Source organism: Crystallibacter permensis, assembly GCF_025960875.1.
Taxonomy (GTDB): Bacteria; Actinomycetota; Actinomycetes; order Actinomycetales; family Micrococcaceae; genus Crystallibacter; species Crystallibacter permensis.
The window spans coordinates 88,573-110,023 of record NZ_JAODLR010000008.1 but is presented as its reverse complement, the minus strand read 5'-3'; the positions used below and the strand labels follow the sequence as shown (position 1 = coordinate 110,023).

Annotated in this window: 23 protein-coding genes; 16 read left to right on the top strand and 7 right to left on the bottom strand. The window is 66.7% G+C overall.

What is annotated here, in order from left to right; all coding sequences use genetic code 11:
• Positions 1-6: 6 nt before the first annotated feature.
• The gene (locus B0G38_RS11585) at positions 7-393 is read right to left on the bottom strand and encodes a VOC family protein (RefSeq protein WP_264669591.1); all 387 of its coding nucleotides are present in this window, start codon (positions 391-393) and stop codon (positions 7-9) included.
• A 146-nt stretch (positions 394-539) separates the two neighbouring features.
• Here B0G38_RS11585 and B0G38_RS11580 point away from each other — a divergent pair, with 146 nt between their 5' ends.
• Positions 540-1,358: a DUF1684 domain-containing protein gene (locus B0G38_RS11580; protein ID WP_264669590.1), complete on the top strand. Its 819-nt coding sequence runs from the start codon at positions 540-542 to the stop codon at positions 1,356-1,358.
• Between the two features lie 24 nt (positions 1,359-1,382).
• Here B0G38_RS11580 and B0G38_RS11575 read toward each other — a convergent pair whose 3' ends face one another.
• Together B0G38_RS11575 and B0G38_RS11570 are read right to left on the bottom strand one after the other, a co-directional pair.
• Positions 1,383-2,609, bottom strand: coding sequence for an acyl-CoA dehydrogenase family protein (locus tag B0G38_RS11575; protein ID WP_413542058.1), 1,227 nt, complete (start codon positions 2,607-2,609; stop codon positions 1,383-1,385).
• Positions 2,609-3,385 carry a 3-hydroxyacyl-CoA dehydrogenase gene (locus B0G38_RS11570; RefSeq protein ID WP_264669589.1) on the bottom strand — a complete coding sequence of 259 codons (777 nt, stop codon included), beginning with the start codon at positions 3,383-3,385 and terminating at the stop codon, positions 2,609-2,611. Before B0G38_RS11570 ends, B0G38_RS11575 begins: the two co-directional genes overlap by 1 nt.
• 126 nt (positions 3,386-3,511) lie before the next feature.
• Between B0G38_RS11570 and B0G38_RS11565 the strand changes: the two genes are divergently transcribed.
• The 4 genes from B0G38_RS11565 to B0G38_RS11550 all read left to right on the top strand — a co-directional run bounded on the left by B0G38_RS11565 (position 3,512) and on the right by B0G38_RS11550 (position 8,787).
• On the top strand, positions 3,512-4,663 hold the full coding sequence (locus tag B0G38_RS11565; RefSeq protein ID WP_264669588.1) for a glycoside hydrolase family 76 protein: 1,152 nt from the start codon (positions 3,512-3,514) through the stop codon (positions 4,661-4,663).
• A gap of 167 nt (positions 4,664-4,830) precedes the next feature.
• Positions 4,831-5,877 carry an iron ABC transporter substrate-binding protein gene (locus B0G38_RS11560; protein ID WP_264669587.1) on the top strand — a complete coding sequence of 349 codons (1,047 nt, stop codon included), beginning with the start codon at positions 4,831-4,833 and terminating at the stop codon, positions 5,875-5,877.
• 353 nt (positions 5,878-6,230) lie between these two features.
• Positions 6,231-7,667 carry an ABC transporter permease gene (locus tag B0G38_RS11555; protein WP_413542059.1) on the top strand — a complete coding sequence of 479 codons (1,437 nt, stop codon included), beginning with the start codon at positions 6,231-6,233 and terminating at the stop codon, positions 7,665-7,667.
• A gap of 22 nt (positions 7,668-7,689) precedes the next feature.
• On the top strand, positions 7,690-8,787 hold the full coding sequence (locus B0G38_RS11550) for an ABC transporter ATP-binding protein (RefSeq protein ID WP_264669586.1): 1,098 nt from the start codon (positions 7,690-7,692) through the stop codon (positions 8,785-8,787).
• Positions 8,788-8,845: 58 nt separating this feature from the next.
• On the opposite strand, the gene B0G38_RS11545 is transcribed toward B0G38_RS11550, so the two are convergent.
• Entirely contained in the window at positions 8,846-9,442 is a 597-nt protein-coding gene (locus B0G38_RS11545) for a YdeI/OmpD-associated family protein (protein WP_264669585.1), read from the bottom strand.
• A 72-nt stretch (positions 9,443-9,514) separates the two neighbouring features.
• Between B0G38_RS11545 and B0G38_RS11540 the strand changes: the two genes are divergently transcribed.
• From B0G38_RS11540 to tgt, 5 genes are all read left to right on the top strand, one after another.
• Entirely contained in the window at positions 9,515-10,288 is a 774-nt protein-coding gene (locus tag B0G38_RS11540; protein ID WP_264669584.1) for a VOC family protein, read from the top strand.
• Between the two features lie 148 nt (positions 10,289-10,436).
• The gene (locus B0G38_RS11535; RefSeq protein WP_264669655.1) at positions 10,437-10,976 is read left to right on the top strand and encodes an NUDIX hydrolase family protein; all 540 of its coding nucleotides are present in this window, start codon (positions 10,437-10,439) and stop codon (positions 10,974-10,976) included.
• A gap of 155 nt (positions 10,977-11,131) precedes the next feature.
• Positions 11,132-12,034 (top strand): DUF6707 family protein, encoded by a 903-nt coding sequence (locus tag B0G38_RS11530; protein ID WP_169992847.1) that lies wholly within the window; start codon positions 11,132-11,134, stop codon positions 12,032-12,034.
• A gap of 72 nt (positions 12,035-12,106) precedes the next feature.
• Positions 12,107-12,883 carry an SRPBCC family protein gene (locus B0G38_RS11525; RefSeq protein ID WP_319801243.1) on the top strand — a complete coding sequence of 259 codons (777 nt, stop codon included), beginning with the start codon at positions 12,107-12,109 and terminating at the stop codon, positions 12,881-12,883.
• A gap of 151 nt (positions 12,884-13,034) precedes the next feature.
• Positions 13,035-14,303, top strand: a complete 1,269-nt coding sequence (gene tgt, locus B0G38_RS11520; RefSeq protein WP_264669583.1) for a tRNA guanosine(34) transglycosylase Tgt — start codon at positions 13,035-13,037, stop codon at positions 14,301-14,303.
• Here tgt and B0G38_RS11515 read toward each other — a convergent pair.
• A complete protein-coding gene (locus B0G38_RS11515) occupies positions 14,269-14,922 on the bottom strand; it encodes a DUF4126 domain-containing protein (protein WP_413542057.1) in 654 nt (217 codons plus the stop codon). The two genes, tgt and B0G38_RS11515, sit on opposite strands and share 35 nt — an antisense overlap.
• Before the next feature lie 19 nt (positions 14,923-14,941).
• Here B0G38_RS11515 and B0G38_RS11510 point away from each other — a divergent pair, with 19 nt between their 5' ends.
• Positions 14,942-15,733 carry a ZIP family metal transporter gene (locus B0G38_RS11510; protein WP_264669652.1) on the top strand — a complete coding sequence of 264 codons (792 nt, stop codon included), beginning with the start codon at positions 14,942-14,944 and terminating at the stop codon, positions 15,731-15,733.
• 81 nt (positions 15,734-15,814) lie between these two features.
• Complete coding sequence (locus tag B0G38_RS11505; protein ID WP_264669582.1) at positions 15,815-16,228, top strand: SRPBCC domain-containing protein; 414 nt, start codon at positions 15,815-15,817, stop codon at positions 16,226-16,228.
• Positions 16,229-16,274: 46 nt separating this feature from the next.
• On the opposite strand, the gene B0G38_RS11500 is transcribed toward B0G38_RS11505, so the two are convergent.
• Entirely contained in the window at positions 16,275-16,979 is a 705-nt protein-coding gene (locus B0G38_RS11500; RefSeq protein WP_169992835.1) for a queuosine precursor transporter, read from the bottom strand.
• A 254-nt stretch (positions 16,980-17,233) separates the two neighbouring features.
• Here B0G38_RS11500 and B0G38_RS11495 point away from each other — a divergent pair, with 254 nt between their 5' ends.
• Together B0G38_RS11495 and B0G38_RS11490 are read left to right on the top strand one after the other, a co-directional pair.
• Positions 17,234-17,734, top strand: coding sequence for a hypothetical protein (locus B0G38_RS11495; RefSeq protein WP_264669581.1), 501 nt, complete (start codon positions 17,234-17,236; stop codon positions 17,732-17,734).
• 87 nt (positions 17,735-17,821) lie between these two features.
• On the top strand, positions 17,822-18,667 hold the full coding sequence (locus B0G38_RS11490; protein ID WP_264669580.1) for a hydroxymethylpyrimidine/phosphomethylpyrimidine kinase: 846 nt from the start codon (positions 17,822-17,824) through the stop codon (positions 18,665-18,667).
• A gap of 223 nt (positions 18,668-18,890) precedes the next feature.
• Here B0G38_RS11490 and B0G38_RS11485 read toward each other — a convergent pair whose 3' ends face one another.
• Complete coding sequence (locus B0G38_RS11485) at positions 18,891-19,292, bottom strand: VOC family protein (protein ID WP_264669579.1); 402 nt, start codon at positions 19,290-19,292, stop codon at positions 18,891-18,893.
• Positions 19,293-19,460: 168 nt separating this feature from the next.
• Here B0G38_RS11485 and B0G38_RS11480 point away from each other — a divergent pair, with 168 nt between their 5' ends.
• Both B0G38_RS11480 and B0G38_RS11475 read left to right on the top strand, forming a co-directional pair.
• A complete protein-coding gene (locus B0G38_RS11480; protein ID WP_264669578.1) occupies positions 19,461-19,892 on the top strand; it encodes an SRPBCC domain-containing protein in 432 nt (143 codons plus the stop codon).
• Between the two features lie 190 nt (positions 19,893-20,082).
• Complete coding sequence (locus tag B0G38_RS11475; RefSeq protein ID WP_264669577.1) at positions 20,083-21,309, top strand: glycine cleavage T C-terminal barrel domain-containing protein; 1,227 nt, start codon at positions 20,083-20,085, stop codon at positions 21,307-21,309.
• Positions 21,310-21,451 lie beyond the last annotated feature (142 nt).

Here is a 21,451-nt window from a genome sequence, read left to right as displayed (position 1 = left end):
CCGGCCCTACAGATTGAACGCGGGCAGGTGCGAGGGCTGGTACAGCAGAATGTCGTCGGCGCCGGGCACCCGCAGCATCGCGCCGGTGCCGAAGCCCATGTCCGTTGCTTCCCCGCTGAAGTCCGCGCCGCGGCTTTCCAGTTCGGACATGGTGGCCGCCAGATCGTCGCACATCAGGGCGATCTGGTGGTGGCGCGGGGCGGAAAATTCCTCGCCTTCCCAGACGCCGCTGGTCGGGTGCACGCCCAGCTCGCTCGGACCGGTCTTGAAAATCAGCCAGTCCTCGCCCGAGCCGGCGTCGGGAATCGAGGGCCACTGCAGTACGTCGCGCAGGAACGCCCGGGTAGCCGCTGGATCGTCGGAGTAGATCAGCGTGTGCACGGAAGTGATCATGGATCCTAGGCTAGCGCCCAGCGCTGCCTCCGGTAACCTCCCCTGGACCTCCCGGTGCGGCTTGTCTTGCAGCGGCCCCCGAGGCAGACTGTGCTGATACAGCCCCGGGTGGGCGGTGACCGCCCCAGCCAGCCCCAAGGAGTGCCTTGACCAGCCTGGAAAACGAGATCACTACGGCCGAAGCCGAGTTCGATGCCTGGCACAGAAAGCGCAACGACGCTTTGGCCGAAGACTTCGGGCTGCTGACCCTCACCTCGTTCCAGTGGCTCGCCGCCAAGCCGTCCGCCGTCGACCTTGTCCCCGGGCTGTGGAGCGCGGACCTCCGGATGGCGAGTCTGAACGCCGGTGCCTCGGATGGCTTCGTGACGTACGACGGCGGCACACCGGTCCGCGGGATCCTCACCAAGGCGGTGGCCGAGCGCAGCCAGACGATGTGGGTGCGCTGGTCCGGCCGCACGGAAGAGGTGACGGTGGAGCTGGCCAGGCGCGACGGCCGCTATCTGATCCGCACCCGCGCCGCCTCCACCCCTGCACAGCAGAATTTCAGTGGCGTGCCGGTCTTCGACTTCGATCCGAACTGGATCATCAAGGGCAGCTATGTTCCGCACCTCTCGCCCCAGGTTGTGCGCATCTCCACGGCCCGCAGCGATACCTCGCTGACCGCGGTGTTGGCCGGCGGGATCACCTTCAACTACCAGGGCTCAAGCTACCGGCTGCAAGCCGAGTTCGAACCGCGCACGGGTGCGCTGCGGGTGACCTTCCACGACGCGACCAATGGACTTGGTACGGCAGCCTGGCGCTTCCTCGACATGCCGCCGCCTGCGCTGGACGGAACCGTGCTCCTGGATTTCAACCGCGCGCAGAACTACCCGTTTGCCTTCACCGAGTACGCAGTATGCCCGGCGCCGGTGGGCGTGAACCAGCTGCCCTTCGCCGTCACCGCCGGAGAGAAGCTGCCGGCCTGAACAGGCTGCCGGCTTTTAGGCCGCTCAGACGATCGCGGAAATCCCTGTCACGGCCCGGCCCACAATCAGGCTGTTGATCTCGTACGAACCCTCATAGGTGTAGATCGCTTCGGCATCCGAAAAGATCTTGGCCATCAGGTAATCGGTCACAATCCCGTTGCCGCCCAGAATGGACCGGCCAAGCGAGACGGTCTCGCGCATCCGCGCCGAGGTGTAGGACTTGGCCAGCGCGGCCTGCGCCATGTCGGCCCCGCTGTGCCGGGTGCCCTGCGGGCCGGTATGGACTTCCTCCTGCAGCTGGGCGACCCGGGCCAGCATGCCCAGCGACGCCGTGGCATTTCCGAGCATCCGCACCAGCTGGTCCTGGATCAGCTGGAAACCGGCGATCGGGCGGCCGAACTGCTCGCGTTCCAGCGCATACCGCCGGGCCACCTCGTAGGCCGCGAGCTGCTGGCCGACCGCCTGCCAGCCCACCATGATGCGCGAGCCCCGCAGCAGATGCTTGGTGTCGTCGAAGCTGCTGATCCCGGCAAACCGGTCCGCTTCCGCCACGCGGACGTTGTCCAGGATGATGTCCGCGTTCTGCACCGTACGCAGGGAGATTTTGTTGCCGATCCGCTCCGCCCGGAACCCCTCCAGCTTCGAATCCACAATGAAGCCGCGCACCTGGTTCGCGTCTTCGTCCCGCGCCCAGACCAGCATGTAGTCGCAGAACGTGCCGTTGCCGATCCACCGCTTCGCCCCGTTGAGGATCCATTGGTCACCTTCGCGCCGCGCAGTGGTCGCCATGCCGCCGGCCACGTCGGATCCGTGCTCCGGTTCGGTCAGCGCGAAGGCACCGGTGATACGCAGGGCCAGGGCGTCCTCGAGCAGGCGGGCCTTCTGCTCCGTGCTGCCGAACTCGTACAGCGCCTGCACAAACAGATCGTGGTGGACCATGAAGAAAGTGGCGATGGACGTGTCGGCTCGGGTCATTTCCGCGATGACCAGCCCGGCGAACAGGTGGCTGTAGCCCTGCTGGACCGGTGTGCTCAGCTCCAGCCCGGCCAGCCCCGGCAGCAGCTCCACCGGAAAGCGGCCGCGGTTCCACCAGTCCACCGCATGCGGTTCCACCTCGGCGGCCAGGAACTCGCGCAGCTGGGCCAGCTTCAGCCGCTCCCGGTCGCTGAGCAGGGACTCGAACCCGTAGAAGTCCGGCGGCGGCAGGTCCGCCATGTTCGCACTATTCACAATATTCTCCGTGCCCGGCATTAGCGCGGCGCCATCCGGATGGCGCCGTCCAGCCGGATGACCTCCCCGTTAAGCATGGCATTGTCGATGATGTGCGCGGCCAGATTCGCGTATTCGCCGGGCCGGCCCAGCCGGGACGGATGCGGCACCTGCTGCCCGAGCGAATCCTGCGCCTCCTGCGGCAGCCCGGCCATCATCGGCGTCTCGAAGATGCCCGGGGCAATGGTGACCACGCGGATCAGCGAGCGCGCCAGTTCGCGGGCGATCGGCAGCGTCATGGCGGCCACGGCCCCCTTGGAAGCGGCGTACGCGGGCTGGCCGACCTGCCCGTCGAAGGCAGCCACGGACGCGGTGTTGATGATGACGCCGCGTTCGGGCCCGCCCAGGTCGGTGCTGACCGGCTCCGTGTCGACCATGGCGGCGACGGCCAGACGAATCACGTTGAAGGTCCCGATGAGGTTGATCTGCACCACCTTGCTGAAGTTCTCCAGCGGGAGCACGCCGCCGCGCCCCAGCACCTTGCCCGGGGTGGCAACTCCGGCACAATTGACGACGACGCGCAGCGGGCCGAGCGAAACGGCCGCCTCAACCGCCGCCTGCACATCTTCCTCGCTGGTCACATCGGCTGGCGCGAAGACAGCGCGCTCCCCCAGTTCCGCCGCGTACTCGGCCCCCGCGGCTCCCGGCAGGTCGACGAGCACCACGGAGGCACCGGCGTCGTACAGTCGGCGGGCGGTGGCAGCCCCCAGGCCGGACGCACCCCCGGTCACCAGCGCAACGGAATTGGAAATCTCCACATGAACCTCCTGAAATGAATCCTTTCCGCCAGCCTAGTGTGGTCCGGCGCACAGCGCATTCGGACGGCTGCCGACCGGACATAACGTCCCTGTGAATACCCGGACCGGGACAGTTACGCTGGTCAGATGGTCGCAGAGTCCAGCAAGCTTCCCGGTGAACAACCGCCCCGGCCCACGTTCGCCTCGGGCCGGGCGGACGAGGCCGCCGTCGCTGTGGTCCGGCACTTCGGCCAGCGCCTGTTGGGCCTCCCGTTCACCCATCTCGGTGGGGTGGCCAGGCCCCGGCAGAGCTATCTGCCGCTGGTCGGGCCGTGGCACTACTGGTGGCAGGCGCACTATCTGGACTGCCTGGTGGATGCGGGCTGGCGCGAGCTCGAACGCCAGCAGCACTACGACGGCGGGTTCGGCGTCAGCGCCGGCCAGCTCGGTGCGCGTCTGCTGCGCAGCATCAAGTGGCGCAACTGCTTCCGGTTCACCAACTCCTACTATGACGACATGGCCTGGCTGGCGCTGGCCGTCGGGCGCCTGGACGCGCTGGCCGCCGCGACGGGCAAGCCGCGGTTCCGCAACCGGGCCGCTGCCCGCGCCCTGCTGCCGGCGCTGGAATCAGCCCATACCGCGGACCTGGGCGGCGGGTTGTTCTGGAACACCGCGCGCGATTTCAAGAACACCCCCGCCACGGCGCCGGCCGCCCTCCACTTTGCCCGCATCGGCCAGACGGACCGTGCGGCGGCCCTGCTGGACTGGCTGGATGACAAGCTTTACGGCGTCGATTCCGGGCTGTACCAGGACGGGCTGCGCATCGTGGGCGGCGAGCCGGTGCTGGTGCCGGACATCTACAGCTACAACCAAGGCCCGGTGCTGGCGGCGCTGCTGGACGTGGGCCGGGAGGCGGACCTGCAGCGTGCCGCGGACCTGATCAAGGCGGTGGCCGCCGGGCTCACCGCCGAACATGACGGCCTGCCCGTGCTGCGCACCCACGGCGACGGCGACGGCGGACTGTTCACCGGGATCCTGGCGCGCTACCTGGCCGTTGCGGCCAACTCGGAGCGGCTGCCCGCAGATACCCGGGAGCAGGCGCGCATGCTGGTAGCCAACACCGCCGCGGCGTTCTGGTCCGGGCGCCGGCTGGAGAACCACCGCACGTGGGAAGTGCTGGTGTTTTCCAAGGATCCCGTCCTGCCGGCCAAGACCACCTATCCCCCGGGCAGCCGCGTGCAGCTTTCCACCCAGCTCCAAGCCTGGATGACGCTCGAGGCCGCCGCCGCCGTCGCATGATATCCGGCGTCGTCGTCATGATTCGACAATAAGTCACATGGCTGTTGCTTATTTCGTTCGACTTCTGCCACAATGACGAGCACAGGTCAGCTAAGGCTAACCTAAGCTTTTACCGGGCACTGCGGTGGGGACCGCATCCCGGTCCCCATTTTCCTGAAAGGTTCTCCATGAAGATCCGCTTCCCGCAGCTTTCCGCAGCCGCCATCGTCGCCGCCGCTGCACTGACCCTGTCCGCCTGTGGCTCCGGCTCGACCTCGCCGGCTCCCGAAGGCTCCGCCGCCGCAGCCGGTGAAATCACTGTCTACAACGCGCAGCACGAGTCGATGACCCAGGCCTGGGTGGACGCGTTCGAGGCCGAGACCGGCATCAAGGTCAACGTCCGCCAGGGCAAGGACACCGAGATGAGCAACCAGATCATCGCAGAGGGTGAGGCCTCCCCCGCCGATGTCTTCATCACCGAGAACTCCCCGGCCATGACCCAGGTGGAAAACGCCGGGCTCTTCGCCGACATCTCCTCCACCGTCCAGGAGAACGTGCCCGAACAGTACCGGCCGTCGTCGAACAAGTGGTCCGGCGTCGCGGCACGGTCCACGGTCTTTGTGTACAACAAGGACGCCGTGAAGGAAGCCGACCTGCCGGCGTCGATCATGGATCTGGCCGATGACAAGTGGGCCGGCAAGTGGGGAGCGGCTCCGGGCGGAGCGGACTTCCAGGCCATCGTCTCTGCCATGCTGGAGCTCGAAGGCGAAGAGGCCACTGCCGAATGGCTCAAGGCCATGAAGGAGAACGCCAAGGCCTACCCGAAGAACGGCGCTGCCATGAAGGCCGTCAACACCGGAGAGGTCGACGGCGCTGTCATCTACCACTACTACTACACGGCGGACCAGGCCGAGACGGCCGAAAACTCCGGCAACGTCGCCCCGCACTACTTCAAGAACCAGGACCCGGGTGCCTTCGTCAGCGTCTCCGGCGGCGGCGTCCTGAAGTCCTCCAAGCACCCGGAAGAGGCGATGCAGTTCCTTGAATTCATCACCTCCAAGGAGGGCCAGGAATCTCTGGCTGCCGGCAGCGACTACGAATACCCCGTGGGCAAGAATGTCACCCCGCGCGAAGGACTTGTACCCCTCGAGGAGCTCGAAGCTCCCTCCGTCGACGCCGCCAAGCTGAACAGCCAGAAGGTTGTCGAGCTCATGACGGATGCCGGCCTGTTGTAGAACTGCCCATGTCGGTTCATCCACGAACGTCCACCGGTAGCCGGGCCCCTGCGGTCCCGGCTACCGGTGCGCCGTCTGTTGACGTTTCGGATGGACTGCCCCTGTTGGCTCGGCCGGACTTACCGACGGCGACCGATGCTCTGCCTATAGCCACGGCTGCGTCCGGCGCCGTTCAATCCGGCACTGTGCCAGCCGACACCGTTCCGTCCGGTCCTCAGTTACCCGGCCCGCCGTCTCCGATCCGACGTGCCCTTCAGCGCAGGCGCAGCCGTGCGCGACCGCCGTACGGAACGGTAGCGGCCGCCGTCGTTATTTCGCTGGCGACCCTGGTGCCGCTGGGGTTTGTCATCGTGATGACGGTGGCCACCGGCTGGGAAACGGCGGCCGAGCTGATCTTCCGGCCCCGCGTTGGCGAGCTGCTGTTCAACACCGTGGCGCTGGTGCTGGCGACGGTGCCGCTGTGCATCGTGATCGGCATTGCGGCGGCCTGGCTGGTGGAGCGGACGCAGCTGCCCGGCGCGAGGTTCTGGTCCCTGGTGCTCGCCGCGCCGCTGGCCGTGCCCGCTTTCGTCAATAGCTACGCCTGGGTGAGCACCATTCCGTCGCTGGGCGGGGTTGGCGGCGGCACGCTGATTTCGGTGCTCTCCTACTACCCGCTGGTCTACATTCCCGCGGCCGCGGCCCTGCGCCGGATGGATCCCGCGCTCGAGCAGTCCGCAGCGTCGCTCGGGCTGGGGCGCTGGCGCACTTTCTTCCGCGTGATCCTGCCCCAGCTCTGGCTGCCGATCACCGGCGGCGCGCTGCTGGTGGGCCTGCACCTGCTGGCCGAATTCGGGGCGTTTTCGATGATTCGGTTCCCCACCTTCACCACGGCGATCATGGAGCAGTACCAGTCCACCTTCAACGGCGCGGCGGCCAACATGCTCGCCAGCGTGCTGGTCTTCATCTGCCTGCTGATGCTGCTCGCCGAATCCCGCCTGCGCGGCAACGCCCGCTACGCCCGCCTGGGTTCCGGGGTGGCCAGCCGCCCGCCCGCCTTGCCGCTCGGACGGTACCGGGTTGCCGCCGTCGTTGGTGTGCTGGCCCTGGCGGTGCTGGCACTCGGGGTGCCGCTGGGCAACATCCTGCGCTGGCTGGTGGCCGGCGGGGCCGAAATCTGGAATCTTCCCGTGATCGGCGAGACGCTGCTGCAGACCCTCGGTTTCGGCGTGGCCGGTGCCCTGCTGACCGTGGTGCTGGCCTTCCCCGTGGCCTGGCTCGCCGTGCGGTATCCGGGCTGGTTCACCAAGATGCTGGAGAGCACCAACTACATCACGTCCTCGCTGCCCGGCATTGTGGTGGCGCTGGCCTTTATCACCGTGGCGATCAACTTCGCGCGGCCGCTGTATCAAACGGTGCCGCTGGTCATCGCCGCCTACGTGCTGCTGTTCCTGCCGCGGGCGCTGGTGAACCTGCGGGCCGGGCTGGCGCAGGCGCCGCAGGAGCTCGAAGAAGCCGCGCGGTCGCTGGGCAGTTCGCCGTTCAGGACGTTCTTCCGGGTGACCCTGCGCCTGACCGCCCCCGCTGCAGCCGGCGGGGCCGCCCTGGTTTTCCTGGGCATCGCCAACGAGCTGACCGCCACGCTGCTGCTGGCGCCCACGGGCGTGAATACGCTGGCCACCCGCTTCTGGGCGCTGAGCTCGGAGATCGACTACACCGGCGCTGCGCCGTACGCGCTGATCCTGATCCTGCTCTCGCTGCCGATGACCTACCTGCTCTACACCCAGTCGCAGAAGGCTGCCGGGCAATGACTTTTGTGAAAGGAACCAGCCTGTGAGCCCCGCGGACATTCCGGCGCCGGAGAGGCACCTGGTCATCGACGCAGTCACCAAGTCCTTCGGCGACACATCCGTGCTCCGCGGCGTCAGCCTGTCCGTCCACCGCGGAATTACGACGGCGATCGTGGGCCCCTCGGGCAGCGGCAAGACCACGCTGCTGCGGCTGATTGCCGGCTTCGAGTCGCCCGACTCCGGCTCCATTACGCTCGACGGCGCAGCGGTGGCCAACGGCGGCAGCCTGGTTCCCGCGCACCGGCGGAACGTTGGCTACGTGGCGCAGGACGGGGCGCTGTTCCCGCACCTTAGTGTGGGCCGCAATATCGCCTTTGGCCTGGAGAAGAAGCGGTTCGGCTCCAGGGCTGCGGTGGAAGGCCGGGTGGCGGAGCTGCTGGCCATGGTCTCGCTGGAACCGGAGTACGCCGGGCGCCGGCCGGACGAGCTCTCCGGCGGCCAGCAGCAGCGCGTCGCTCTGGCCCGGGCACTGGCCCGAGAGCCGGAACTGATGCTGCTGGACGAACCGTTCAGCGCGCTGGACGCCGGCCTCCGGGTAGCCACCCGCAAGGCGGTGGCCCGCACTCTCGCGGCAGCCGGGGTGACCACCATCCTGGTCACCCATGACCAGGCCGAGGCGCTCTCCTTCGCGGACCAGGTGGCGGTGATGCGCCGCGGCGTCCTGGCCCAGATCGGCAACCCCTTTGTGGTTTACACCCGGCCCGCGGACCGGGAGACGGCGGAGTTCCTGGGCGATGCGGTGATCCTCAACGCGGAGCTGCAGGGCTCCCTGGCCACCTGCGCCCTTGGCGGCATCCCGGTCCGCCGGCCCACGTGCCAAGGGAAGGTGCACCTGATGCTGCGCCCGGAGCAGATCCGCATTTCCGACGGCGGCCCCATCCGCGGCACCGTGCTGGAGACGGACTTCTTCGGCCCGGAAGTGACGGTGCGGCTGGAACTGCACGGACCCCGGGACGCGCAGGGAAACAGGCAGCGCGGGGAGACCATCACCATCCGCCACTGGAACGCGACGCTGGCCAAGCCCGGCTCGGAACTGTTCCTGCGCGTGATCGGCGAGGGCGTGGCCTTCCCGGCGTCCTGATTGAGTGGCGAGAACAGGGGCGCTGCAACGCTCGGCCGCCCGTGTTCTCGCCACTCAATCAATCAGCAGGCTTTTTCTTCTGCGGGTACGGCGCCTCGTGCCGGGCCAGCATCTCCACGAAACCGGCGATCTTCTTCCGCCGGGCGTCCTCCGTCTTGAGCTGGCTGAGCCGGAAGATCAGCGCGAACCGGTTCTGCGAGGTCAGCACATCGAACATGGCCTGCGCCTGAGGCACGGCCGCGATCGCTGCCGCGAGATCCTCGGGCACTTCCGCTGTCGCCGGTCCGGCATAGGCCTTCTCCCACCGCCCATCGGCCTGCGCCGCCGCGACAGCCGCGCGTCCGGCGTCGTGCATTTTGCCTGCCGCCTCCAACTGCTCGATCCGCGCCACATTGCGCAGTGACCAGATGCTGCGTTTGCCCCGCGGGCTGAACCGCTGGAAGGAACTCTCGGCGTCGCGCCGTTTGGCCTGCCCGTCGATCCAGCCGAAACACAGCGCTTCTTCGAGGGCACCGGCATAGTCGAGCGTGGTGACGGTTCCGCCCTTCTTGTGCAGCACCAGCCACACGCCGGGCGAGCTGCCATGGTTCTCCGCCAGCCAGGCGCGCCAGCTGGCGGCGTCGGGCAGCAGCAGTTCGGGGAGTTCGGCGGCCATGCGCACACACTAGCCGCGCAACCGGCCGCCGCGCCATACTCTGGGAAGAGGCCGCTACCGAGGAGACAAAAAATGCTGCGTGTCCGCCCCGTCCACTACACCTCCCGCATGCAGGAGTACAAGGCCCTGCTGACCGCGCTCGAGCTCGCCGTCACCGCGGACTACGAGACCTGGATGGAGTTCGACGCCGGCCATGGGCGGCTCGCGGTCCACGCCATGCCCGCAGGGCCCGACGACGGCGTCACCTCGCTCGGCTTCGAGGCGCGGGACCTGGAGGAATTCCGCCGCCGGACGGAGGAAGCCGGAACGCGGGCCGAACCGTTCTCTGCGGACCACGGCGGCAGCGTGAAGGTCACCTCGCCGGAGGGCACCGTGTTCCTGGTGGACCGGGCCAACGAGGCGGCCGAGCCACATGACGCGGATCCTTCGCTGACGGTAGCCGCGGTGTGGACCACAACCGAGCTGCCCGCCGCAGCCAAGGTGCTCGCGGATATCGGTGCCCGCCGGCGCCCCACCGCACGGGATGGCGGTCAGACCGGGTCCAGCCAGGTAGACCGGGATCTGACAGACGTGGGTCGGGCAGACTTCATGGCCAAGAACGGCGGGATTATCACGGTGCAGCAGGGCACTGTTGCCGGGATCGCCATCGGCTTCGAGTACGACGGCGGGCTAGAGGTTCTGCGCGACAGGCTGGCCTCGGCTGGGTTCCAGGCGCGGCTGACCGAGGACGCCGGTGGCCGCGTCCTCCTCGTGACGGACCCGGACGGCTCCCGTAGCGCAGGCAGCCCAGGCGGCGCAGGCGGCGGGACCATCAGGATCCGTGAGACACCCCCGCAGCAAGCCTGATCCCGGGTTCCCGCCCCTGCGCAGGCATCTCCGGACGCCAAACGATTCATCCGGAACACACCCCGCCGGCTTACGCTCTACGGAAAACCCGCCGCCTCCCGGCTGGTCACGCGTGACGGGTGCATCAGCGGTGCGGTACAACAAGTACATGAATGTTCGCACTCCCGACCCGTATCCAGGCTGGCTCTCCGAAGAGGATCTCTACGAGGCCCGGCAGCGTTTGCCCATGGTCTATGTGGAGGCCGTTCCGGTGCGGCTGGACTCCCTCGGCTATGTGACCGAAGTCGGGCTCCTGCTGCAGGCTTCCGACGAGGGGCAGATGGTGCGCACCTTTGTCTCGGGGCGGGTGATGTACCGGGAGACCATCCGTGCGGCGCTCATCCGGCACCTGGAAAAGGATCTTGGGCCGCTGGCGTTCCCCCAGTTGCCGGCATCCCCCGTGCCCTTCACCGTGGCCGAGTACTTCCCCTCGCCGTCGGAAACCGGGATGACGGATGACCGCCAGCACTGCGTTGCGCTGGCCTACCTGATTCCCGTCACGGGTGAGTGCGAGCCCCGGCAGGACGCGCTGGAACTGACCTGGATGACGCCGGACGACGCGCTGAGCGCGGGGGTCCAGTCGGAGTTCGTCGGCGGGCGCGGCAACCTGCTGCGACATGCGCTGGCCCACGCCGGCTGGTGCCGCTGACCGCACCTCATCCTGATAACGACGGCGGAGGTCCGGCTTTCGCCTCCGGCGCACCACCCGCTGCTGCCACGTGCTACCGGCGTGGCGCAACTTCGGCTTGCGAGGTAACAAATTCATATACTGAGGTTTGACCCTGAGCTTTGGAGGACCACCCAATGACCGAGCAACAGCCACAGACATACGTCCACAATGTCAAAGCTGAGGCGGTTGAACCGGGCCATATGTTTCTGCGCCGGCGCGGAAAGCAATCGGCCGCGGTGGTGTCCTCCGCCGTCGAAAAGGATGACTTCGGGTCGCCGGCGCTGGTGATTGCCAAGCTGGCCGACGGAACGCAGGTCCGCATCGCCCACGGTTCGAGCATCCGGGTTGCCTCCACGCGGCCCTTCCAGAAGGCTCCGACAGTCCTGACCAACAGCGATCTTGAGCTGATCCCGGCCGAGGAGGGCACGCCGGAGGCGGTTATCGTGGGCACCGCGCGGGCCCACCCGAAGGACATCAGGGTCCAGCGCCTCGCCGCCCGCCTGAGCAAGGGACTGAACACCAAGGCCGGCAGCAATCTGCAGGATGTGCGGGATCTGGCCCACCGGCTGTTCGTCGACTTGGCGGATGAGGACAACGCTCTCAATGTCTGCCGCCTGGTGACGGACCTGCCCTTCGACGGCAACTTCGGCCGTTGGAAGTGGATCCAGTCCACGCTGGCCATCGCCGCCTACATCACCCATGAGGCCGGGGACATCGATGAGTCCCAGCGGCTCGGCGACGCCATGCGCGCCCCGGATGAGGCGGAAGAGGAAGATCCGCTGCGCGCCAAGATGAACGCCGTGGTGCGCCAGCGCCAGCTCAACGAGCCCAACCTCTACGACTCGGAGATCCACCGGGCCATGGCCTCCGGAGACCAATCTGCGGAGCACGAATGGCGCGTCGAACGCCTGTCCACCCTGATGTACCTGCGTACCCATGGCGGCTCCGAGACCCTCGAGCCGGCCGAGCTGGACCGCCGCATCGCCAATGAGCTGGTGGCCATCCGCGCGCTGAACGGCAAGCTGACCGCTCCCTGATCCCCGGCCTGCGCAGACCTCTGGCCAGTCCAAGGGGCCCGGGGTAAAGTCGGCCTCATGACGGATAGCGCTGTGAAAACAGAATCTGGTCCCCGCAAGCTCAGCGTCCACATCAACGCAGACGCCCAGCAGGTATGGGTGATGCTGCGCGAACCGAAACGGCTTGCGCAATGGCACGGCTGGGAGCTGGACGGTCTCGATGAGGAGATCAAAGAGATCTACTTCGCCGGCGCCGTCGAAAGCCCTGACCATAAGAAGCTCACGCTGGGCAACGGCGATACTTTCATCATCGAGCCGGTAGAGGACGGCGTCCAGCTGACGCTCGAACGCGGGCTCCTGGACCCGGCATCGGAGATGGCGCATTGGGACAAGGACCTCACCGAAGGGTGGACCACGTTCCTGCAGCAGCTGCGTTTCATGCTCGAACGGCACCCGAATACGCCGCGGCAGACCACGTACTTTTCGGCCGATTCCGTGCCCGAAGGCGGCCTCCTGCAGAGCCTGGGCCTGTCGGACCTGCCGGAGCCCGGCGAGCCGTACGAGGCAACCCTGAGCACGGGCGAATCGATCAGCGGGAAGGTCTGGTTCCGCACGGAAGCGCAGCTCGGGCTGACGGTCCAGTCCTATGCCGAGTACGGAGACGGCCTGCTGATCCTCGCCACCATGCCCCAACTCATGGACGAAAGGCCCGACGGCGGCACTCAGGTTCTGATTACCACCTACAGCTTGGGTGCCAAGTCGCTGGCCGCCATCCGGGAGGCATGGGACGGCTGGCGGACGCAGTACTTCCCCTCCTCGGAGCCGCTGTCCACCCGCAGCCGCTCCCGTGACGAGCTACCCGTCCGCTAACAGCCGCCAAGCGCGCTGAGTCTGGGACCTGTAACCCTCAGGCCTCGGGATCCCGGTGCTTCCGCAGCCAGCGCCGGCCGCCGAGGTTGTGAGCAGTCAGACAAGGCCCCGGCGGAACCGGCCGGCCCGCTGGATAGGGCAAAATGGATAGGTGCCGCAATCTGATTTTTCCTTCACCGTAGGCAAACGCCTGTCCGAAACCGCCCCTCCCACCGCAGCCCAGGTAGAGGCCAACGGCGGTGAATTCAAGGGGCGAACCGGCACCATCGCCACCCCGCATGGCGAGATCCAGACGCCGGCCTTCATCGCCGTCGGAACCAAGGCCACGGTGAAGGCAGTGCTCCCCGAGTCCATGAAGGACCTCGGCGCCCAGGCCCTGCTGGCCAACGCGTACCACCTTTACTTGCAGCCCGGCCCGGAGATCCTGGACGAGGCCGGCGGCCTGGGGAAGTTTATGAACTGGGCAGGCCCCACCCTTACCGATTCGGGCGGCTTCCAGGTGATGAGCCTGGGCTCCGGCTTCAAGAAGGTCATCAACATGGACGCGGCCGCCGAGGCCGGGGCTGGTTCCGGCGCCGATGACCGCGTGGCGGCGGGCAAGGAACGCCTCGCGCACGTGGATGACGACGGCGTCTGGTTCAAGTCCCACCTCAACGGGGACCGGCACCGGTTCACGCCGGAGATCTCCATGCAGGTCCAGCACCAGCTCGGCGCGGACATCATGTTCGCCTTCGACGAGCTGACCACGCTGATGAACTCCCGCGCCTACCAGGAACTGAGCCTGGAGCGGACCCGGCTCTGGGCCGAGCGCTGCATCGTGGAGCACGAGCGGCTGACCAAGGAGCGTTCGCACCGGCCGTACCAAGCACTGTTCGGCGTCATCCAGGGCGCCCAGTACGAGGACCTGCGCCGCAAGGCCAGCAGCGATCTCGGCGCCATGAACTTCGACGGCTTCGGCATCGGCGGAGCGCTGGAAAAGGAGAACCTAGGCACCATCGTGCGCTGGTGCAACGAGGAACTCCCCGAGGACAAGCCGCGCCACCTGCTGGGCATTTCCGAACCCGACGACATCTTCACCGCCATCGAAAACGGCGCGGACACCTTCGACTGCGTCTCCCCCACCCGGGTGGCCCGCAACTCCGCCTTCTACACCCCGGACGGCCGGAAAAACCTCTCCAATGCCAAGTTCAAGCGGGACTTCACGCCGCTGGTGGAGGGCTGCGACTGCTACGCCTGTGCCAACTACACCCGCGCCTACATCCACCACCTGTTCAAGGCCAACGAGATGGTCAGCCACACCCTGATCTCCATCCACAACGAGCGCTTCACCGTGAAACTGGTCGACGACGCCCGCCTGGCCATCGAAGACGGTTCCTTCTTCGACTTCAAAAGCGAGACCTTGGGACGCTACTACGTCTGACCGCCGGCCGGCGGAACCTGCGGAAAAGCAACCACAAACCAAGTACGACGGCGGCAATCACCACGATCACGAGCGCCGGCAACAGTACGGCAGCTAAGGCGAGCGACAGGCTCGCCGTGTCCTCCACCGTGCTGACCACCGGCGCGGCTGCGCCGACGGTCGCGGCGTTCAGCACCGGCCGCGTCATCATTTTCACCAGGTGGACGGCAAACGCGATAACGATGCCGATGACCACGGGGATCCAGGCGTCGCCGCCGAAGAAGGCATCCGGGTCCGAGACGGTCACCGTTTCCGAGGACACCCCGCTGCCGAAGACGATGCCGCCGGCAGCCGGCCGGATGACGGTCTGGATCCAGTCGTTGATGCTGTCCACCATCGGGATTTTGTCCGCGGCGATCTCCAGCACCAGCAGCAGGCCCACAATCAGCAGCACCCACCCGTTGCCCAGCCACGCCCACTCGGCGGGCAGCTGGACCAGGTCCGTGTAGCGGTCCAGCAGGCCAAGAATCAGCATCGGGATGAACGCATTCAGTCCCGCTGCCGCAGACAATCCCGTGCCGGTCAGGATTTCGAACATGGCATAAGAGTAATCGCAAATCTGCGGGTCCGACGTGACCAAACGCTTCTATACTGGCGCCATGGGACCGTCGCTGGTTTTTGGCGCCGTGGCTTCCAGCGCACTGGTGCTGGGCGCGCTCATCGGAGTGAAATTCGAGCTGCCCAAGCGGTTCCTGGCCATGTTGCTCTCCTTCGCGGCGGGCGCGTTGATCACCGCGTTGAGTTTCGAGCTCTTCCAGGACGCCTACCAGCACGGCGGTATCTGGCGCGCGGCCATCGGGCTCTTCGTCGGCGCGGCCATCTTCACAGCCCTGAGCGCCCTGCTTGACCGCTGGGCCCAGCCCAAGAAGCGGCCCACCCCGGCCGACAAATATCAGGGCAGCGCCAAGCTGGACACCAACGCGGCCGCCGAGGACCGCGCGCCCACCAAGGAATCCACCCGGGGTGCGGCAGGCATGGCGCTGCTGGCCGCCGTCACCCTCGACGGCGTGCCGGAGAACCTCGCACTGGGCGTCTCGCTGACGGAAGGAACCGGCGGGCTGGCCCTGCTGGCCGCGATCTTTGTGTCCAATCTGCCGGAGTCCCTCGTCGGCGCCTCCTCCATGCGCAGCCAGGGCAAGTCCACGGGCAAGATCCTCGGTTTGTGGCTGGCGTGCGCGGTGCTGCTCGTCGTCGCCGTCGTTATTGGGGCCGGTCCCCTCTCGGGCAGTGACCCGGAAACGATCTCCCTGCCGCTGGCCTTCGCCGCCGGCGCAGTCATCGCCTCGCTTGCGGACACCCTCATGCCCGAGGCGTTCGAGCACGGCGGCCCGGCGGTCGCACTCAGCACCGCCGCCGGCTTTGTCCTGTCGTTCGTGCTGTCGCTCGCTTGAGACGCACAACCGATTTCCAGCCGCCATTTTCCGTTGTCCGGACCATTGACGCGTGCCCTGCGAGCGGGTAATCCGGGTTACATGACTCCAACAGGATTAACGCAGGATGCGGGCTGGGAGATGGGCGTCCGGAAGACGGTTGCGGCACCGTTGCCCCAGGTCTGGGACTTCCTCATCGGCGCAGGCCTGCCGCTGTGGCTAGGCGAAACGGACCTCGGCACCCGCCGCCGCGACCAATATGAAACCGCGGACGGCACGCGTGGCGAAATCCGCAGTTTCCACCCGCACGAGCGGATCAGACTGACCTGGGCGCCGCAGGCCTGGGACCACGAATCCATCCTGCAGATCACCCTGATGCAGGTGCAGGCTGGCACCACCATCGGCTTCCACCAGGAGCATCTTGCCAGTGCCGCGGAGCGGGAGGAGATGCTCGATCACTGGCACGACGTCGCCGACCGGATCGCCGCTGCCCTCGGCAAACGGACCGCGCGCTAGGGCGCTGCCGTCAGGGCGCGGCCAGGGTTGAGGACGCCGCCTGCCTTTAGGACGCAACCCCGTACGAAGGTTCCCGCTTCTTCACCCAGCCGATGGCCGCCGTCGTTAGTGGAACGAAGAGGAACTCAACCAGGGTCTTGTAGACAAAACCGACGACGACGTAGTTCACGAACGTGGGGATGTCGGTGATGCCGATGACCGAGGCCGCGATCGAGCAGAAGATCAGGGTGTCCGCGAATTCGCCAACGCCGGTGGAGCCCATCAGCCGCGCCCAGAGCTTGCGCTCCCCGAAGCGCTCCTTCATCTTCACCAGCACCCAGGAATTCAGCGTCTGGCCGACCAGGAAGCCCAGCAGGCTCGCGAGCACAATCAGCGGCACCGGGCCGAGGGCCAGTTCCAGCGCTTCCTGCTTGGCGATGCCGAAATCGTCGTTGAAGCCGGGCAGCGCGATGATGACCCAGTAGCAAAGCGAGGCGAAAACGGACAGGGCGAACGTGGTGAGAATGGCCTTGCGCGCCACCTTGAAGCCGTACACCTCGCTGACCACATCGCCGAGGATGTAGGCCAGCGGGAAGAGGAAGAAACCGCCGTCGGTGATGATCGGGCCGATGGCCACGCCCTTGGATGCGCCGATGTTGGAGAGGATCAGCACCACCGCCATGGCCGCGAGCATGATGCCGAAGTAGGGGCTGCCGATCGAGGCGAACTTGGCCGGAGCGTGGCCGGGGCGGGATTTCTGCAGGTCAGTCATTGTGGTTTTGTACCTTTTTAGAAGTAGTGGTTCGCGCAACGCCGCGATGCTGCCGGTAGTGCCGGCGTCGAAAGCGTTGGCTGTATTAACACTGGGCCCGTCTGCACCCGGACCGTCATCAATTCTCCCACGCCGCAGCTTGAGCGGTTGCGTTAAGGGCGCTTCGATCTATTCTGGGGGTAGATGACCCTCAGTCCGGCGCCGGCAGGGGACAGTGCCGCGGCGACTGTCACTGACCTCGGAAGGGGCACGCAATGACGCAGGACGGGACCAACGCGGATCCTATCGAACCGGGTCTGCCCGAGGACGAGCAGTTCGCTGACCAGCTGCTGGATCACAAGCCCGGCCATCGCGTCACGTTCGGCCCGCTGGCGTTCTTCACCGGTTTCTTCGTCACCATCGCCGCCTTCTCGCTCACCCTGATGCTGATCTCGATCGTCGGCGGCACGTTCAGCTGGCGGCAGGTCTGGCCGACCTTCGGCATGGCGTTTGTGGTGCTGCTCTACGCCGCCGGCATCGGCCTGATCATCGGGGCTCCTATCGCTTTCCTGCTGGGCCTGGCGCTGCGGCCGGTGCGGCGCCAATGGGTCCACGTGCTGGTGTTCTTCGTGGTCATTACCCTGGTGGCCTGGCTGATCTTCAGCGTGATGTACGGCGGGGCGGCGTGGGAGACGCTGCTGCTGGCCGCGCTGATCGGACTGTGCGCCGCCATCGGCCGGGCCTCCGTGTGGAAGCTCGTGACCGTCTACGACTGAGGGGCGCCGGGTCCGATGCAGACGCCGGTGCAGCCGGTGGATCGCGCCGGTTGGCCATCGGCGGGGGTCACGGTGGAAAATGGACGCATGCCTTCTTCCACTGACATTTCCGCCGACGCTGCCCTGGCTGCCCGTCCTGCCATCACGCTGACCATTGCGGGCTCCGAAGCCACCGGTGGCGCGGGTGCCCAGGCAGACCTGAAGACCTTCCAGGAACTCGGTACCTACGGAATCACCGCCCTGACCTGCATCGTCTCCTTCAACCCGAAGGACAACTGGAACCACCGCTTCGTCCCGGTCGACGCGAACGTCATCGCCGACCAGCTCGAAGCCATCCAGACCTGCTACGAGGGCTCGCTGAAGACCGTCAAGATCGGCATGCTCGGCTCCCCCGTCACCATCGATACGGTGGCCACCGCGCTGGGCAACCAGGAGTGGGACAACATTGTGCTGGACCCCGTGCTGATCTGCAAAGGCCAGGAGCCCGGCCACGCGCTGGACACGGACCAGGCGCTCAAGGCGCAGGTCCTGCCGCTTGCCACCTTCGTCACGCCGAACCACTTCGAGGCCGAGTCCCTCGCTGGCATCACCATCAACAACGTCGAGGACCTGGAGAAGGCCGCCCGCATCATCCACGAAGCATCCGGCGCAGCAGTGCTGGCCAAGGGCGGCGTGCGCCTCGAAGGCCCGGACGCCGTGGACGTGTTCTTCGACGGCGAGACCCTGGAGGTGCTGAGCACACCGAAGATCGGCGAAATTGCCGTCAGCGGCGCCGGTTGCTCGCTGGCCGCGGCCGTAACCGCCGAGCTGGCCAAGGGCGCCACTCCGCTGGAGGCCGCGCGGACCGCCAAGGCCTTCGTGACCGAGGGCATCAAGGCACGCGTCTCCTCCCACGCCCCGTTCGACGCACTGTGGCAGGGCTTCGCCAACTAAGGCGCGGGTCCGGCCGCTGGTCGGGTCGCTTTTCACGCGTTTCCGCCCCTTTTCCGCCCTGTTCAGACCCAAGTTTAGGCTTATCTGTCCAACTTTAGGCTTCAAGCATCCCGTTGACTTGGGACGATGTTTCGGGCGCGTTTTAAACGTGGGGAATTAGCGGGAACCAGGTCGAACGACGACGGCGGGGCCGTGTGGGGCAGAGGTCCCGGGATTCCGCTGGTCAGAGGTCCCGGGGATTCCGTGTATCGCGCCGGATCGGGTGGTCCGCCGGGACCTCCACCAGCACGATGCGCACGCCGTCCGGATCGGCGATCCACATTTCCAGCAGACCCCACGGTTCCTCTACAGGAGCACGCAGTACGTCCACCCCGGCGGCCTGAAGCTTTTTCCACTCGGCCTCGATATCGCGGACCTGGATCCACAACTCCAGCCGGCCGGTGCCCTCGTCGCCGCGCTGCCCGGACACCTCGAGCAGGCCGTTGCCGAGGAAGAATACGATGCCGGGGCTATCAGGATCGCCGAATTCACGGTAGACGGCCAGCCCCAGGACGTCGCGGTAAAAGGCCTGGCTCTTCGCCGGGTCGGAAGGCCGCAGGAGTACGCGGCTGCTCAGTGGCTCCATTCCGCGATCTTGTCCCAGCCATCCCCGGGCGTCAACCGCGGGCAGGTCTGCGGTAGGTCGGCGCGGGCCCACTTTGGACGGGAACTGGAACAGCCAGCCCTCCCGCGCTGCCCCTGGCAGGGGTACTCTAGGGCCAGCGCCGACGATGCTTCGACCAAGGAGAAGGCTGTGCCCGGGAACTATGTCGCTACCTCGACAATCTTGATCGACGCTCCGACGAGCCAAGTCTGGTCCATCATCACGGACCCCGAATCGATCCAGGAGTTCATGTTCGGCACCACCGTCGTCACCGACTGGACCGTTGGCAGCCCGATCAACTGGCGGGGCGAGTGGAAGGGCAAGGCCTACGAAGACAACGGCGTGATCCTTGAGGTCGAACCCGGAAAGCGGCTGGTGCACACACATTTCAGCCCGCTCTCCGGTCAGGCGAACGTGCCGGAGAATTACCACACGCTGACCTGGACGCTGGAGAACAAGGCAGACAAGACCAAGCTGACGCTCTCGCAAGACAACAACGCCAGCGCCGAGGAGGCGGAGCATTCGAAGGGCATGTGGGACAGCTTGGTCCAAGGCGTAAAGACGGTCGCCGAACGGAGCTAGCAACGGCCTGGAGCCTCGAGACCGACGACGCTGACCGCGGCCGCAGCTCCAGCAGCAAAGCTGCTGCGCGCTAACCCTTGACTGCCCCTCGCAACGACTGCCACGATGAAGTGCACATGGCGCATCGTTGCGCAGCATGCGCAACTGAAGAGTTCGGACTGGCGCCAAACTCTCGAAGGAGCAGCACCTCATGTCGCAAACCATTCCCGGTTCCGGTCCCGCCCAGCAGGCCGCCGCGAATCTGCCCGGCCCCGTGCCCCACCCCGGTATCACGCTGTACACGCGGCTACGGAAATCGCCCTACTTCTGGAAGTCCCGCGAGCACGGCGTCGCCGCCTATAGCGTCTACAACCACACCTACCACCCGCGCCACTACGGCGACCCGGCCAGCGAATACTGGTCCCTGCTCAACGATGTCACCATGTGGGACGTCGGCGTGGAACGGCAGCTGCAGATCAGCGGCCCGCAGGCTTTCGACTTCACCAACATGCTCACCCCGCGCGACCTGACCAAGTGCCAGGTAGGCCAGTGCAAGTACGTCTTCATCACCGCTCCTGACGGCGGGATCATCAACGATCCCATCCTGCTCCGCGTGGCGGAGGATAAGTTCTGGCTCTCGCTCGCAGACAGCGACGTCCACCTCTGGGCCATGGGCCTGGCGCACGCGGGCGGCTGGGACGTCACCGTCGAGGAGGTCGACGTCGCCCCGGTCCAGATCCAAGGCCCCAAGGCCAAGGGGCTGATGAGCGACCTCTTCGGACCGCAGATCCTCGACATGCCCTACTACCACCTGCAGCACCACACGCTCAACGGGATGGACGTCGTAGTCAGCCGCACCGGCTACACCGGCGAGGTCGGCTACGAAATCTATCTGGACAACGCCACCCTGAACGCAGGGAAGCTGTGGGATACGATCTGGGAAGCCGGGCAACCTCATGACCTCCGTGTGATCGGCCCCTGCCACATCCGCCGGATCGAGGCGGGCATGCTGGCGTACGGCTGCGACATCACGCTGAACACCAATCCGCTGGAGGTCGGCTACGACTACGACTGGATGGTGGATCTGGACCAGGAGTCCGACTTCGTTGGCAGGGAGGCGCTCCGCAAGGCCCGCACCGAAGGGATCGGCCGGCTCATGGTCGGCGTGGAGATCGGCGGCGACCCGTTGGGCAGCTACAACGACGGGTCGATGATCGAACCGTTCCGTGTCACGACGCACGGCGGCGTCCCGGCCGGCGAAGTCACCAGCGCCTGCCACTCCCCTCGGCTGGAACGCAACATCGGCCTGGCCATGGTCCCGATCGCCCACAGCCGCCTCGGCACGGAATTTACCATCCATACGCCCGACGGCGAACGCCAGGGAACCGTCGTCCAGAAGCCTTTCGTGGACCCCACCAAGGCAACGCCGAAGGACTGAGGGGCCCCGCCCGGCCCGGCGCGGCACCCCCGCCCGGGCCGAACACCGCATTATTACGACGCCGGCACGCGTCTTACGTGGCCGGCGTCGCCTTTGCGCGCCTGCGGATAATCTGGACTGACAGGCCCGACGGCGGAAGGAG

Bases quoted from the DNA above. Each gene is read 5' to 3' on its own strand.
- B0G38_RS11585 (WP_264669591.1), bottom strand. From the start codon at position 393: ATGATCACTTCCGTGCACACGCTGATCTACTCCGACGATCCAGCGGCT.
- B0G38_RS11575 (WP_413542058.1), bottom strand. From the start codon at position 2,609: ATGCCGGGCACGGAGAATATTGTGAATAGTGCGAACATGGCGGACCTG.
- B0G38_RS11565 (WP_264669588.1), top strand. From the start codon at position 3,512: ATGGTCGCAGAGTCCAGCAAGCTTCCCGGTGAACAACCGCCCCGGCCC.
- B0G38_RS11560 (WP_264669587.1), top strand. From the start codon at position 4,831: ATGAAGATCCGCTTCCCGCAGCTTTCCGCAGCCGCCATCGTCGCCGCC.
- B0G38_RS11555 (WP_413542059.1), top strand. From the start codon at position 6,231: ATGACGGTGGCCACCGGCTGGGAAACGGCGGCCGAGCTGATCTTCCGG.
- B0G38_RS11545 (WP_264669585.1), bottom strand. From the start codon at position 9,442: ATGGCCGCCGAACTCCCCGAACTGCTGCTGCCCGACGCCGCCAGCTGG.
- B0G38_RS11540 (WP_264669584.1), top strand. From the start codon at position 9,515: ATGCTGCGTGTCCGCCCCGTCCACTACACCTCCCGCATGCAGGAGTAC.
- B0G38_RS11535 (WP_264669655.1), top strand. From the start codon at position 10,437: ATGAATGTTCGCACTCCCGACCCGTATCCAGGCTGGCTCTCCGAAGAG.
- B0G38_RS11530 (WP_169992847.1), top strand. From the start codon at position 11,132: ATGACCGAGCAACAGCCACAGACATACGTCCACAATGTCAAAGCTGAG.
- B0G38_RS11510 (WP_264669652.1), top strand. From the start codon at position 14,942: ATGGGACCGTCGCTGGTTTTTGGCGCCGTGGCTTCCAGCGCACTGGTG.
- B0G38_RS11505 (WP_264669582.1), top strand. From the start codon at position 15,815: ATGACTCCAACAGGATTAACGCAGGATGCGGGCTGGGAGATGGGCGTC.
- B0G38_RS11500 (WP_169992835.1), bottom strand. From the start codon at position 16,979: ATGACTGACCTGCAGAAATCCCGCCCCGGCCACGCTCCGGCCAAGTTC.
- B0G38_RS11495 (WP_264669581.1), top strand. From the start codon at position 17,234: ATGACGCAGGACGGGACCAACGCGGATCCTATCGAACCGGGTCTGCCC.
- B0G38_RS11490 (WP_264669580.1), top strand. From the start codon at position 17,822: ATGCCTTCTTCCACTGACATTTCCGCCGACGCTGCCCTGGCTGCCCGT.
- B0G38_RS11485 (WP_264669579.1), bottom strand. From the start codon at position 19,292: ATGGAGCCACTGAGCAGCCGCGTACTCCTGCGGCCTTCCGACCCGGCG.
- B0G38_RS11475 (WP_264669577.1), top strand. From the start codon at position 20,083: ATGTCGCAAACCATTCCCGGTTCCGGTCCCGCCCAGCAGGCCGCCGCG.